The organism is Candidatus Gracilibacteria bacterium, from assembly GCA_041661045.1.
GTDB lineage: Bacteria > Patescibacteriota > Gracilibacteria > UBA1369 > 2-02-FULL-48-14 > 2-02-FULL-48-14.
In genome coordinates this window covers 914,069-927,769 of the sequence record JBAZVE010000001.1, presented here as the reverse complement: position 1 = coordinate 927,769, position 13,701 = coordinate 914,069, and the positions used below count along the sequence as shown (strand labels likewise).

Annotated in this window: 17 protein-coding genes; 11 read left to right on the top strand and 6 right to left on the bottom strand. The window is 47.0% G+C overall.

Annotated features, from left to right (window positions below):
* Positions 1 to 1,529: 1,529 nt before the first annotated feature.
* The 7 genes from WC777_04595 to WC777_04565 are packed head-to-tail and all read left to right on the top strand — an operon-like array spanning position 1,530 to position 5,655.
* Positions 1,530 to 1,817 carry an NAD(P)H-dependent oxidoreductase subunit E gene (locus WC777_04595; GenBank protein MFA6024463.1) on the top strand — a complete coding sequence of 96 codons (288 nt, stop codon included), beginning with the start codon at positions 1,530 to 1,532 and terminating at the stop codon, positions 1,815 to 1,817.
* A complete protein-coding gene (locus WC777_04590) occupies positions 1,818 to 2,729 on the top strand; it encodes an FAD-dependent oxidoreductase (GenBank protein MFA6024462.1) in 912 nt (303 codons plus the stop codon).
* 28 nt (positions 2,730 to 2,757) lie between these two features.
* Entirely contained in the window at positions 2,758 to 3,309 is a 552-nt protein-coding gene (locus WC777_04585) for a peroxiredoxin (GenBank protein MFA6024461.1), read from the top strand.
* Between the two features lie 11 nt (positions 3,310 to 3,320).
* Complete coding sequence (locus WC777_04580) at positions 3,321 to 3,524, top strand: hypothetical protein (protein MFA6024460.1); 204 nt, start codon at positions 3,321 to 3,323, stop codon at positions 3,522 to 3,524.
* A complete protein-coding gene (locus WC777_04575; protein MFA6024459.1) occupies positions 3,517 to 4,095 on the top strand; it encodes a dihydrofolate reductase in 579 nt (192 codons plus the stop codon). Before WC777_04580 ends, WC777_04575 begins: the two co-directional genes overlap by 8 nt.
* A 40-nt stretch (positions 4,096 to 4,135) precedes the next feature.
* On the top strand, positions 4,136 to 5,101 hold the full coding sequence (locus WC777_04570) for a bifunctional oligoribonuclease/PAP phosphatase NrnA (protein MFA6024458.1): 966 nt from the start codon (positions 4,136 to 4,138) through the stop codon (positions 5,099 to 5,101).
* Positions 5,102 to 5,106: 5 nt separating this feature from the next.
* The gene (locus WC777_04565; protein MFA6024457.1) at positions 5,107 to 5,655 is read left to right on the top strand and encodes an alpha/beta fold hydrolase; all 549 of its coding nucleotides are present in this window, start codon (positions 5,107 to 5,109) and stop codon (positions 5,653 to 5,655) included.
* Here the strand turns inward: WC777_04565 and WC777_04560 are convergent.
* Entirely contained in the window at positions 5,644 to 6,033 is a 390-nt protein-coding gene (locus tag WC777_04560; GenBank protein MFA6024456.1) for a hypothetical protein, read from the bottom strand. The two genes, WC777_04565 and WC777_04560, sit on opposite strands and share 12 nt — an antisense overlap.
* Positions 6,034 to 6,143: 110 nt before the next feature.
* On the opposite strand from WC777_04560, the gene WC777_04555 reads away from it, so the two are divergent.
* On the top strand, positions 6,144 to 7,223 hold the full coding sequence (locus WC777_04555) for a hypothetical protein (protein ID MFA6024455.1): 1,080 nt from the start codon (positions 6,144 to 6,146) through the stop codon (positions 7,221 to 7,223).
* On the opposite strand, the gene WC777_04550 is transcribed toward WC777_04555, so the two are convergent.
* Both WC777_04550 and WC777_04545 read right to left on the bottom strand, forming a co-directional pair.
* The gene (locus tag WC777_04550; protein MFA6024454.1) at positions 7,220 to 7,582 is read right to left on the bottom strand and encodes a hypothetical protein; all 363 of its coding nucleotides are present in this window, start codon (positions 7,580 to 7,582) and stop codon (positions 7,220 to 7,222) included. The genes WC777_04555 and WC777_04550 overlap by 4 nt on opposite strands.
* A gap of 473 nt (positions 7,583 to 8,055) precedes the next feature.
* On the bottom strand, positions 8,056 to 8,640 hold the full coding sequence (locus tag WC777_04545; GenBank protein MFA6024453.1) for a Fe-Mn family superoxide dismutase: 585 nt from the start codon (positions 8,638 to 8,640) through the stop codon (positions 8,056 to 8,058).
* A gap of 76 nt (positions 8,641 to 8,716) precedes the next feature.
* On the opposite strand from WC777_04545, the gene bcp reads away from it, so the two are divergent.
* The 3 genes from bcp to WC777_04530 are packed head-to-tail and all read left to right on the top strand — an operon-like array spanning position 8,717 to position 11,145.
* Complete coding sequence (gene bcp / locus WC777_04540) at positions 8,717 to 9,181, top strand: thioredoxin-dependent thiol peroxidase (protein ID MFA6024452.1); 465 nt, start codon at positions 8,717 to 8,719, stop codon at positions 9,179 to 9,181.
* A gap of 44 nt (positions 9,182 to 9,225) precedes the next feature.
* A complete protein-coding gene (locus WC777_04535; protein MFA6024451.1) occupies positions 9,226 to 9,624 on the top strand; it encodes a DUF2203 family protein in 399 nt (132 codons plus the stop codon).
* 57 nt (positions 9,625 to 9,681) lie between these two features.
* A complete protein-coding gene (locus WC777_04530; protein ID MFA6024450.1) occupies positions 9,682 to 11,145 on the top strand; it encodes a leucyl aminopeptidase family protein in 1,464 nt (487 codons plus the stop codon).
* 1 nt (position 11,146) lies between these two features.
* Here WC777_04530 and WC777_04525 read toward each other — a convergent pair whose 3' ends face one another.
* From WC777_04525 to WC777_04515, 3 genes are read right to left on the bottom strand one after another with little or no spacing between them, the layout of a single operon-like run.
* On the bottom strand, positions 11,147 to 12,310 hold the full coding sequence (locus tag WC777_04525) for an AI-2E family transporter (protein MFA6024449.1): 1,164 nt from the start codon (positions 12,308 to 12,310) through the stop codon (positions 11,147 to 11,149).
* 31 nt (positions 12,311 to 12,341) lie between these two features.
* On the bottom strand, positions 12,342 to 13,187 hold the full coding sequence (locus WC777_04520; protein ID MFA6024448.1) for a sugar nucleotide-binding protein: 846 nt from the start codon (positions 13,185 to 13,187) through the stop codon (positions 12,342 to 12,344).
* Between the two features lie 58 nt (positions 13,188 to 13,245).
* Positions 13,246 to 13,665, bottom strand: coding sequence for a hypothetical protein (locus WC777_04515; protein ID MFA6024447.1), 420 nt, complete (start codon positions 13,663 to 13,665; stop codon positions 13,246 to 13,248).
* Between the last annotated feature and the right edge of the window lie 36 nt (positions 13,666 to 13,701).

Below are 13,701 nucleotides of genomic sequence, written 5' to 3'. Positions count from 1 at the left end.
AAAAAAATCATGGCGGAAGTTAAAGAAGTAGAAGAAGCCGATCCCGCCATTCAAAACGAATTCCGAAAAAGACAAAAAAACCGTGGAGGAAAAACGACCGAAGAGATAAAGAAAGAAGTCATGGAAGAGTTCGACGAGAAGACAAAAATCTATGCGGATAAATTGCTCCCTTGGAAAGACAAACTGTTCGGCGGCCCCTGGATGGTCACACCACAAGGAAAAATGCGAACAGCCGCTTGGGAGTTTTTGAATTGGTTTGAGGAACTCGAAAGTTTCAAAAAAATGGAGGACATGACCAAGGCTTTGGATGGCGTCCTGGAAGAAAGACAAGAAGTCTACGAAGAACGAGATGCCATTTTAAAAGACATGAAGCCCGACGAGGCTAAACGAATAAAAATTCGCACAGATGACATGCGTTTCCATAATCTCAAGGCCTACCTCCCGGAGCTTCGAACGAAACTCAAAAGCACCAGCATAATGGCCTTGGAGTACATCGCCCTCCTTGAGGATGCGGAAGCAGAGCATGTGCCTCTTTTCACAGAAGAAGAGAAGATCAAACTCAAGACACAAATGCAAGTAGCGGATCCTGAACTTCAAAAAGCAAAATTGATGATTTTGGAAAAAGAAACTATCCCCGAACGCGCTCAAGTGGTTCACGAATATTTTGCCCTAAGAGACACTTTGCGAGACGACCAAACTTTTATGAGAGCAGATAAAGACAACCGAGAGGCCATGCTAAAAGAAGCCAACGCACAAGAAGCCAGAGAATCCGAGAACCCAATCGACCTCTCTTCGGTAGATCATTTTGGAAGCGAAGAGCAAGAAGAATGGATCAATCGAGCGAACAGTAAAAAAGGGAAAGAGTTCATAGAAAAGAACCTGGAAGCCTTGGATAAACAAGGTAAATTTGCCATTGGGAAGGTACAAGGACAGCTATTGGAAAGAATTTATGGAGTGAGTAAACACATGGAAGAGGACAATCTCTCCCAAAAAGACGCGTACTTGGAAGATGCATCTTTTTGGATGAAGATGTCCAAAGACAAGTATAAAGAGAACATAAATGATGTGAGTGAAGACAGCCGCTCTCGTTGGCAGGTGGAAGCTCTGGAAGAGAAAAAATTGGCCTATGACATGGGTAAAGTGAGTGGTTCAGGGGGGATAGAGGAGAATCTACAAGTCATCAGCGCCCAGGAACTCAAACAAGGCAAGAATTCCACAAAAGAAAAAATCAATAAAGCCCGATGGCCTCAATTCATCATGCTTGAAGACGAAGAGGGTAAAGACGAATTGCATCCCCATCAAAAAATTCTTAGAGAGAAAACTCAAGAATTAACGCGTCTACTCAATATGGTGATGCAAATAATGGGGATTGAAACGAATTTAGGAGCAGCAAATACAATGAATATGATGAATTCAGCTCCGATAAAAGAAGAAATAGCTCGCATGATGGTGGAATCTCAGTTTAAAAAACACCTCAAAGTGGGAGGAGAAGGAATGGTGGAAGAGATGATCCATAACATCGCCGCCTGATGCATATTGTTAAAATTTGTACTGCGGGGTCGTGCACAAGAAATTTTGGATTGGAGACCTTGGAACGGGCGGAGAAAGTGCTGGGGATTAAGGCGGGAGAAACCACGCCGGATGGAAAATTTCGTCTTGAAAAAACGGGGTGCTTGAGTCAGTGTGAGCTCGGCCCCAATGTTGCGTTCCTAAGCCAAGAAAGTCCGCTTTCCATGCTGTTCACGGAGGGTCACATTGAACACCACATGCTTCCGAGTCGCATCGAAGCAAAACTCAATCAATTAAAAACCGAATAAATGCTTTACGATCTCATCATTATCGGTGGCGGCTGCGCCGGCCTCTCCGCCTCCATTTACGCTCGCCGTTACAACATGAATATTCTTGTGCTCACCGAAGGCCTTGGCGGAACCATCACCACCACACATTTGGTGGAAAATTATCCCGGATTCATCGCGCTCAGCGGGCAAGAGTTGGCTGATAATTTGATTGCCCACGCAAAAGCCAATGATGTCCCTTTTAAAATTGGAAGCCGAGTCAATCGCATCACAAAAGAAGGAGATATCTTTAAAATCGAGTTTGGAAAAGAAATTTATGAAGCCCGCACCGTGCTCCTAGCCACCGGAACCACCTACCGCAAAATGGGCGCCAAAGGAGAAGCTGAGCTCCTCTCCAAGGGAGTCTCCTACTGCGCCACTTGCGACGCACCTTTTTACAAAGGAAAGGAAGTGATCATTGTGGGAGGAGGAGACAGCGCCGTGAAGGAGTCCCTCATCTTGGCCGAACACGCCAAGCAAGTGACCATCGTGTACCGTGGCGAAAAAATCACCAAGGCCGAACCCATCAACATGAAACGAGTGGAGGCCACCCCCAACATCGACTTCCGCCTCAAAACCAATATCGTGGAAATCATGGGGACCAATCGTGTAGAAAAAGTGCTCTTTGATGATGGAACCGAAATGCCCATCGATGGCGTCTTTATTGAAATCGGCCGCATTCCTCTCACCACCATGGTGGATGAACTCGGCGCCGAGAAAAACGAAAAAGGAGAACTCAAAATCTCCGGCATGAGCGAGACCTCCGTACCGGGCTTCTATGCCGCCGGCGATGTCACCGACACCGAATGGAAACAAGCCATCGTCAGCGCCAGCGAAGGTTGCAAAGCCGCCTTCCGCGCCTTCGAGTTTGTATCTGCTCAGAAATCTGCTTAAATAGAGAACCCATTTAAAATTCTAACCCATGCTCCCTATGTGTTGCTCCGATTCCAAACCTAGTCTCAAAGTAGGCCAACCCGCTCCCGACTTTACCGCCGAAGGACTTTTCGGTTCAGAAACCAAAACTGTTTCTCTCAAAGACTATCGCGGAAAGTGGCTCGTACTTTTCTTTTATCCCCTCGATTTCACCTTCGTCTGCCCCACTGAAATCACGGCCTTCAATGCGGCTTATGATAAATTCGCCAGCATGAATACGGAAGTGCTTTCGTGTTCCGTGGACAGCGTGCACGCACACTTGGCGTGGCAAAAGGACCTCGGCATGATGAAGTTCGGCATGCTTTCCGACCTGAACCACAAAGTCAGCGAAGATTATGGCGTTTTGATTGAAGACAAAGGAATCGCCCTGCGTGGAGTTTTTGTGATCGATCCGGATGGAGTCCTCAAAATGTCTGCCGTGCACGACCTCGCAATCGGACGAAATGTGGATGAAATCATCCGTGTGGTGGAAGCCTGCCAAACCGGCGAGCTCTGCCCCATCAACTGGAAACCGGGAGCTCAAACGCTTGGAAAAGCTTAACCCTTTGATCTATGCCAGAAGAAAACCCGACAGACAGGCCCCCCGTAGTTATTGATTATTCCGAAGACCCAAGTTTTCGCTTAGTAGAGGGCGAATACACTCAAGCAAGTGGTGTCCGTGCAAGAGAAGCCTCTGACCGTGCGGGTGCAGTCGTCGAAAACACTATAAGGAGGTTTCTAGAAAGGCGCGATGAAGCACTCCAGGAAAATGATTAAACCCCGCTTCATCGCTTTTGTGGCGGCGAGTGTGGATGGACGAATTTCCTTACACGCAAAAAAGCGGCCGGATTGGACGAGCCCGGAGGATTGGGAGTTTTTTCAGAAATCACTCGCAAAGATGGATGCGGTACTGGTGGGCCGTAACACCTATGAGGCGGCAAAAGACAGATTAAAGAACCGTAATACCGTTGTCTTTTCCAGAAAAGTAAAAACACTCAAACGGTATGGAAGCGTGTGCTTTGTGAATCCCACTACCATAGATCTACGGAATATTTTTGAAGGATATAAAACGATTGGCATACTCGGCGGGACGGAGATTTATGGGTTCATGCTCAAACAAAAACTCTTGGACGAAATTTTTGTGACCCTCGAACCCCTTTTATTTGGTCGAGGGAAAATAATGATCACCGGAATGAGTAAAACCACAAAGCTGCGGCTCATTTCAGTAAAAAAGTTGAATCGCCAAGGCTCGCTCCTCCTCCACTACCGAGTGGAATATGATTCACCACAAGCCGTAAACGGCGCAAGTCAAAAGCAGCAATCTGCCCTTCGCAAAGACCACAAATAAAACTAGCATGGGGAACTAGTTTTATTCACGAAAACCCCCAATGCTCAACCAGGCACTCGAAGCTTTTGGACAAGCACAAACCCTCCTGCTTCAGGCGAAAAGAGTGGTCATCATCGCACACAGAAACCCAGATGCGGATGCGGTGGGGTCCAACTTGGCCATGCGCGAGGTTTTGGAAAGCTTGGGAAAGGAGGTGATTTCCGCCTGCATGGATCCGATTCCCGAAAGCTGTCGCTTCCTCCGGAAAGCCGAAACTTTTGTGCAGGATTTTGATTCCACGCTCGTCGATTTGGTCATAACGCAAGATTGCGGCGGTCACAAGGTTATGGGCTTCCACGAAAAAAAACCGGAACTGCTGGATCGAACAAAAATGAAACTTCTCAACATCGATCATCACCCCTCCAATGACTACTTTGGGACCGTTAATATCGTAATGCCCGAAGCCCCAGCAACCTGTTTTATTCTCTTTTTAATGTTCGCCAGTTACAGTTGGCCCATCACACCCACCATGGCCACCGCTCTCTTTCACGGTCTTTCCTACGACACCGGATCTTTCATGCATTCCAATGTCACCGCCGACTGTCTCCGCGTAGGTGCGCGGCTCAAGGCCTTGGGCGCGGACCTGGAAAAATCCGTAAAAGAGCAGTTTCACACCGCATCCATTCCCAAACTTCGACTCTGGGGCCGCGCCCTCTCCCGCGTGGAATTGAACGATAAAAACGCCGTGGTCACCGCCGTAACGGAACAGGATTATAGAGACGAAAACGCCAACTTAGACGACCTTTCAGGCTTAGTAACTTACCTGAGCCATGTGCCGCAAACCAAATTCGGCATGCTCCTCACCGAAGATTTCAAAGGCAACATCAAGGGTTCCCTTCGAACCCAAGACGAAACCATCGACCTCACAAAAATCACCGCTCTCTTTGGCGGCGGCGGCCACAAAAAAGCCTCCGGCTTCACCATCCCCGGTCGTTTGGTAGAAAAAAGAACTTGGAGTATAACTTAAGATATATGTCCACCATCTTCATCATTCACGGCGTGGGAGGCAGTCCCAAGGAAAACTGGTTCCCTTGGCTGCAAAGTGAACTCGAAAAACGGGGGCATAAAGTGATTGTGCCTCAATTCCCAACCCCGGAAGGACAAACACTTGAGAACTGGCTCACAAAACTGAAAGAATACGAAGCAGATCTCACTTCAGAGACAATAGTGGTGGGCCATAGCTTAGGCGGCTCCTTTATTTTAAATGTACTCGAGCGCTATCCGGTAAAAGCAGCTTATCTAGTGGCTTGTGTGTTTGGAGTCTTAGGAAATGCCTTCGATGAAGGGATGAAAAGTTTTGCTCAGCGCAACTTCGATTGGCAAACCATCCGCGCAAACTGCCCCCGTTTCGAAATCTTCCACAGCAACAACGACCCTTATATCCCACTCGCAAAAGCGCAGGAACTCAGCCTCCTCCTGAGCACCCCCATCACTCTTATAAAAGGCGCCGGACATTTCAACGCCGCCAGCGGTTACACAAAATTTGAAGCTTTACTGAAAGCGATGGACCTAAAAAAGTAAATTATCCTCCTCCAAACGAGTTCGAAGGTTGTCAGAAAAACTTTGAATAGCAACATCACTTCCATCTGCTTCATAAAATTCATGAATACAGATATTCCGTGCCAACATGAGTAAAAGTTGGACCACAACAATCCCCGCCGCCTCTCTTGTGCGAGAAAGAACGGCTTTAGCCTGAGGAAGTTCTCTTCCCACTCGAGCCAACCCTATTGCCTCCTCTATCTCATCCAGTGTAGGCCCCCACAAAGTACTCATTTGACGAACAGTACCGGGTGTCTCCGCCAAAGCCGTTCGAACCGCTTGAACAAGCGCCTCTAGCTCATTAAGCCTTTCTTCACGAGAAATTTCTAAGAAGTCCGAAGACTCTAATCCTAACGCCATAATAAGTAAGAATGAAGGGATATAACCCACTGCACTATAACAAAAGTATTTGCAATTGACAAGTAAACAAAAAATGATATAGTTCGCTCGCAACACGCATCGTCTACATTATGTCCACATATCCAAAAACCTTAGGTGCCAGTGCATTAGATAGAGATCTTGAGACCGAGCTGAGAGAAGAAGCCTTACGCCAACAGAGCTTGCGCGTACTGGAAAGTGGCCTCTGGAAGGATCCTGCTTTAAATGAGGCTGGGACTCATTTTCACACCTTCTTAAGAGCATATCTGGGTCTTCAGGCACCCATTCCGGGTGTAGAAGGCCCCATTTTCCCCGAACTGGGGATGGTTTTGAGAGCACAAGGAGAGGTGAGATCATCCATCGTAGATGCAATGGAACCTTCTGACCTAAAATGGAAATTGGCTTGGGAACATGAAGGAAAGACAGACTTCACAATCTCCAAAGTAACATTTCCACCTACTGCAGGAACCCCACTAAGTATAGAGGCAACAACAGGGGGGCAAACCACCAACCTAAGAACTTCGCTTGTTGATAGCGCCAGAAACGATAGAATCCCATTCTGGTCAAATTTGCAAATGGGTCTAGTCCCAACGGCTGCTCATTTCCCAGTACATGCCGAACTCATGCAAAGACTTTTAGGAAACGAAAAAGATGGCATCTACAGCGAAGGCACCTTCGCAAGTTGGAAACGCATGCTGCACAACCTGAAAAGATGGACTGGCGAACCGGAACTTCTGCATTCTGATATCGAAAGAGTGGCGGATGCAGTAAATGCCATTAAGCGTGATCTTGGGCTTGAGATGGATGCAACTTATAGGGCTATAACCCAAGCATGTTTTAGGAGACAAGACTCCTTCGATAGAACTCGTTTTGGCCTCCCCAACGATACGGATAATCATGACCGTGAATTAGAGAGAGCCAGGGGTCGTCAAACTGCAATAGAGGTGCTTTCTCGTTTTGGTATTGAGCTAACGCACACTGAATCAGAAGAGGCTGCGTGGGAGAAGTTGAGACAAGCTTATGACAAATTATGGCCTGGACAAGGTACAGCTAGAGAAAGACCACTTCCAGAGGATCTACTCCTGAGCCTTGCCCGACAATGCAAGGAAGCAGGCCTCTCTGCCAATTCTACTTTTGCCGAGTTGGAGGCAGTAAAAAAGGGAAAGCGTTAAACTCACAAAGTAAACATCGGCTGGAAGCCAAATTGATCCTCCGAATTGGGTTGAACAAATAAAAAAACGGAAGCCGGGCAAAGAGGGGCGAAGTCCCAAGCTGTAAGGTGGTAGTCCAAGATCTGTACGGCCTTTAAAACTCTATTGGAGAACTCCACGGCCTGCCGAACATCTCCTTGCATAAATTGAATCTTACCATTTGCAATGGCATCACGAATGGTATCAATGACCTCGAGTGCTTCGCTTCTGCTGGGTGAGCTGAAAACAAGAGACCGATTGCTACAAAAACTACCCACTGCATCCCCCCATGCATCGGGATCAGTAGAGTCTGGGAAATAAATATGAGGCTGCATAATCATGAGAAAAAGGATGAACGATGTAAATATAAATAACGCGTCTTCCAACGCTGAATGGTGTTGGGACTCGTTTTGCAAAGTTTAGCCACGCGACGAATGGGCAAACCCTCTCGTAATTTTTGAACTGCAAAATCCACGGATTCTTGAGGAAACTGCAATCGATAATGCAAAGACCCTGTACGAAATCCCCAAGTTTTCCCACAAACCGTACAGCGAAAGCGTTGGCATTTTTTACTATGAATGACAACGGTGCCCAAACATTCTTTAGGGCATTTCTGGTTTTTTATAGAAAAGGTAGGCATAAAAAAAGGCTTCCGGAGAAGCCTGAGGGTTATGAGTTTTTCACAAAATCCTAGAGGCTTCTGGAGGGAAGTTCTAGAATGAGAGTTCGAGCTGAAACAACAGAGTGATTCATGCCCCCATTATACAAGCCTCCCCCAGGCACGCAAACATTTGTACCTATAAAGAGTGCTGACTTACACCTCTCCAAACCTCTCCCCCACCTTGTCCCAATCGATGAGTTTCACAAAGGAATTGAGGTAGCTGGCTTTGTCGATGCCGTAATCGATCATGAACGCGTGTTCCCAGCAGTCCAGGGCCATGAGCGGCACTTGGTGAACAGGATAGTTCATGTGGTGTTCGTACATGATGTAGTGGTGAAGTTTCTTATCCACTTTGCTGAAGGTGAGGAGCACCCAACCCGGAGTGGAACCGGCCGCGGCGCGCATATCCTTTTCCCAATCAGCCAGAGAACCAAAAGATCCCTCAAGCGCAACCTTTAAAGCAGCAGATGCTTCAGTCGGAGCACCTTTCATATTTTCGAAATACATCTCGTGGAGATAAGTCCCGTTAAAAGCCACCGCTTCGCGCCGCTTGAGCTCGCTGTATTCTCCAAAGGAGTAGTTGGCCAAACTCTTATCCACGGTCATCAACTTTTCTTCGATCTCATTGATCTTTTTGACATACCCTTCATAGAGTTTGAAATGAGCAGCGAGCTGCGCATCGGAAAGGCCGGGGAGATTGCCAAGTAAGGCTGAAAAATCTTTTGCACTGTGTGCCATTTTTGAGGTGTTAAGAGAAATACGGTTCCATATTAACACAGAAGCTGATAAGATTTAAACACTTCACCAAAAATCCATGGCTCTCACTGTTGGCGACTCCGTGCCAGGCGACCGCCTCCCCTCTTCTTCAGGGAAAGAGGTGGCTCTTACCGACTACAAAGGTAAAAAAATCGTGCTTTATTTTTACCCAAAAGACGACACCCCCGGCTGTACCGCCGAAGCCTGTGATTTTCGGGATAACTTAAAAAATTATGAAGACTTGAATGCCGTGATTATTGGCGTGAGCAAAGATCCCCTCAAATCTCATGATAAATTTATTGAAAAATACAAATTGCCCTTTGAATTGCTCTCCGATGAAGAAGGTAAACTCCTTGAGGCCTTTGGCGTATGGAAAGAGAAAAGCATGTACGGAAAAACATTTTTGGGCGTGGAGCGCAGCTCCTTTTTGATCGACGAAGAAGGCAAGATTGTAAAAGAATGGCGCAAGGTCAGCGTAAGCAATCATGTGGCAGAAATTTTGGAAGAATTGAAATCCATGTAACTTTTCTTGAAACCAACCGTTCTATTCATCAGTAACACCATTGCATGGGAAAAACCTTTACACTGGAGGAAGCCAATCGATCTCTGGTTTTTGTGGCTCAAGTTCTGAGAGAAGTGCAAAAAAACTGGGATGAGCTTATGACTTCTCAGGGAGCTGAAGACAAACTTTCGGAAGCCGTGATTCAAGGTAAGATCAATCGCCTAAAAGCGTGCAACGAAGAACTCGATCAAGTGGGTTGCATCATGAGAGATCCCATCGAGGGCCTTTTGGATTTCCCGAGTTTCTACAAAGATCGTCCCGTATTTCTATCGTGGAAACTGGGGGAAGAACAAGTGGAGTTTTGGCATGAGCTCAACGAAAATCCACGGCACCGCCGCAGCGCAAACGAAGAGTTCGTGGCCTGGAATTCCAGCATTCCTCTTCCGGATCTCAATTTGGCCTAAACAAGTTCATAAATCCATTGTAAGCTGGGGTTAAGTTTTATTAACCCTCTCTTCGCCATGAAACTCGCTCTCGCCGCCACTCCGCCCGCCGCCGATCTGCTCGTCCTGATTTTAGGAAAGAGCGAATCCCCTTCCAAAGCCATGAAGTCCATCCTTGGACCCGACATGAGCAAACAGGTGGAAGCCCGCATCAAGGCGAAAGACTTTGAGGGAGAAGAGGGGCAATCGTTGTCCCTGTTTTGGGATGAAGGAAAGTGGAAACGAGTGGTTTTGCTGGGCCGAGGAGAACAAGAAAAATGGGTTCCTCAAAGTATGGAATTTTTGGGTGCAAAGTGCATGGACCTTTGCAAGGCCGCAAAAGCCAAAACCGCCAGCATTTTTGTGCAAGAAAAAGATCTTCAGGATTTTGCCAACGGAGCTGCATTGGGCGTCTATGAATTCAAAAAGTACAAGACTGAGGATAAAAAAGCCGTGGAACTCAAAGAGGTTCACTTGGTGAGTTCGGTCAATGCCAACACAAAAAAAATTATAAAAAGAGCCGAAATTTTTATGCGAGTGAGTGAAGAAACACGCGACCTCATCAACACCTGCGCGGGCAATCAAAATCCGCAAGACATTGCCGACGAGGCCGTTCGAGTGGCCAAGAAGTACAAGATGTCGGTCACCGTTTTTGACGATAAAAAACTACAAAAAATGGGCTGCGGCGCTCTGTACGCCGTGGGACAAGGCGCAAAAGTGGGTTCCCGTTTGGTCATTTTGGAACACCGCTACAAGAGCAAAGCCAAGCAACCCAACTTGGCCCTGATCGGGAAAGGAATCACTTTTGATACGGGGGGGCTCAACTTAAAACCATCCGGACATATTGAAGACATGAAGCTCGACATGTGTGGAGCCGTTACTGTGCTTGGAACGCTGCAAGCCATCGCAGATGCTCAAATTCCCGGCTATTTCGTGGGAGTCATGGCGTGTGCGGAAAATGCTTTATCGGATCGCTCGGTACACCCGGGAGATGTCGTGACCGCTTACAACGGGAAAACCATCGAAATCAACAATACCGATGCCGAAGGCCGCATGGTGCTTTCGGACGCACTCTCCTACACCATTAAACACTTCAAGCCTCAATGCATGGTGGACTTGGCTACGCTCACCGGTGCCGTCACCGTAGCTCTGGGCTACCACATCACCGGAGTCATGGGGAACAACCAGGCTTTCATTGATGAATACATGGACTGCAGCCAAAAAATGGGCGAACGCTCTTGGCCCCTCCCCCTGGACGAAGATTTTGTAAAAGCATGCAAAGGGAAATTCTCCGATCTCATCAACGCCACAGATGGAGTACGAGCCGGAAGCATTATGGGTGGCGCCTTTTTAAAACACTTCACGGACGACAAAATTCCATGGATTCATTTGGATATCGCCGGAAGCGGCTGGGTGGAAAGACCCACCCCCACAAGCAAATATGGAGCCACCGCTGTGGGGATACGAACTCTAGTTGAACTGGCGGAAAGACATTCCGGCTAAGCTACCGCAAGAATCAAGCCCTCAAAACATCTCGATATTCGAGCTGATAGATGTGAATAATGGTGACCGTAAGACTGAGGATGAGCGGCCCAAAAATGATCCCCTTAAGCCCGAACACAAAGATGCCTCCCAAAACCGCCAAGAAGGTGGGTAAAGGATGCATTTTGGTGCGATTTCCGATGAAAATGGGGCGCACAATATTATCCACCAAGGAAACCAATCCCACTCCCCACGCCAGAATAAAGATTCCCCAAACCATCTCCCCCTGCAAAAGTAAACCGATTCCCAAGGGGAACCAGACAATGGAAGCCCCTATATAAGGGATCAAAGAGGTAAACGCCATCACCGATCCCCAAAAAATAACATTATCAATCCCGGCAATGGCAAAACCAATGGCCGCCACTGCTCCCTGCATAAAGGCCGTCGCAAAATTCCCCATCACAATAGCGTAGGTGGTGTCCTTGAGCTTGTTCTCAATTTCATTTTCATACTTCGTGGGAAGCGGACTCATGTTCTTTAAAAAATGCGCAATCACCTCTCCATCCCGAAACAAGAAAAAAGTCGTGAGCAAAAGAATGAAGAAAGACACAATCAAGTTCGCTACACTTTTAGCAATGGTTGCGCCTTGGGCAACAATGAAGTTGGTGACATTGGAACCAAAGTCCTGAATAACTCCAAGCACATCCAATTGACCTTCAAAAAGATCTCCAAAACCATAACGCACCGAAAGTTTTTGCCATAAATCTCCAAGCAAGGGGACATCGGAAAAGGCACCGGTCCATTGAACCGCAGAAAAATCCATTTGCATCAGCTTGGTGTCCAAAAGATTGTACGCATCCACCGCTTGTTGAACTAGAAAAAATCCAAATAAAGAAAGTGGAGTCAAAACAATGAACACCACCAAAACGGTGGTCACAAAAGCAGAGAGTCCGGCGTGCTTTTTAAATTTCTTTAAAAACCATTTGTACATCGGGTAAAAAATCACAGCAATCAAGCTGGCGTAAATGAGGACATTGAAAAATGGAGAAATGATCCAGAAAAAGAGCGCAAGCACCGCTACAATGGCCAAAATAAAAAAGTACCGTGCAAAATCATGCAAAACCAAAGTCTTGATGGCTTCGTGCGGAAGAACAGCTTTAACGCGAGTGGGCTTGGCTTTTGGCATGGAAGAATTCAGTGAATTCAATAAACTCACTTTATCATGATGCGCCCCCCTTCTCCAAGTTTTTTTTGTACTCCACCAAAGACTCTCGAACCGCCTGTTCCACCGGCCTCAAATGAATCCCGGCATCCTCCAACTTTTGTGCCGATAAGCCACAGTTGGATCTCCGCGCTTTGGTGATTTTCTCCATTTCCTCAAGAGAAAATAATTCATAACGATAATTCGGATCCACCAACTCAATATACATATCCAAAATAGTTTTGTGGTCGATGGTTCCCGGATTCGTCACATTGTAAACTCCGGTTGCCTTTTGGTGAATCAAAGCATCTGCCGCCTTCATAAAATCCTCAAGGACACTAATGGAGTTGGGCACGGAAATCACTTTTGGGTATCGTGTGATTTTGGTGACGAAATTTCGCTCACCGGGAATGCTGTCAAAGGGCATGCGAAGTCGGAGTTGCAAAACCGGAAAATCCTTGAGCATCTGTTCACTCCACGCTTTGGTACGGGAATAGTAACTTCCATCAAAATTCGGGTCATCTTCTTCGGAATAGCCCTGCCCTCCCTTATAGCCTTCATACACGCACCCACTCCCAATATGAACCATGTACAGCCCCAATTCCTCACAAGCACGGGCCAACAGAACCGGAACCACAACATTGGAAAACAGCGTCTCCATTTTATGATCCTCACACCAATCCACATTGGGTTTACCCGTCTTCCCCGCACAATTCACCACCACTTGTGGCCTCGCTCTCTCGAGCTCGGCCCTGAGTGAAGACATGTCCTCCACCCTCAAATTCGAGATCTCCGCTTCTTCTCCAAAGTGATCTTTAAATTTGTTGGCAATGTACCCCTTTCCAAAAATAAGCATTTTCATACATCGGCACTATAGTGCCAGAATGCATCCATGAAAAGTCCAATCTGAAAAACCCATCCTACAAAGGGTGAACCGCTTGATCTCCCAGACCTTGAAAGTATTTTTCATAATCTTCGTAAGTATCAAAATACATTTCAGGGCACTCTTCGCACACGGGAGCGGGAGCCGCATTGCTCCGAAGTCCACGATGAGTCCGCACCACAAACGAATCCGCCGTCTTGTGCACCAAATCTCCATCCACATAATCAAGAATCTCTTGTACGAGATAATCTTCACTTTTAAGCTCCCCTTTATCGGAAATATAAGCATCTCGTTTGCTAATAAGCCACTTGTGCGTGGCCCAAGTCCCATCGGGGAATTGGCCCAAAACCAAAAAACTGTGCCCTTCCCGTCCAATGTCACGCACCGAAAAAAGCACAAAATCCTCCCGAGGCCTCAGCTCCAAATGGAAGAAGTGACCATTTTCAGCTTTAAGCATAAGGATGGGGTTAGAAACGGCCCTACTATACGCCTT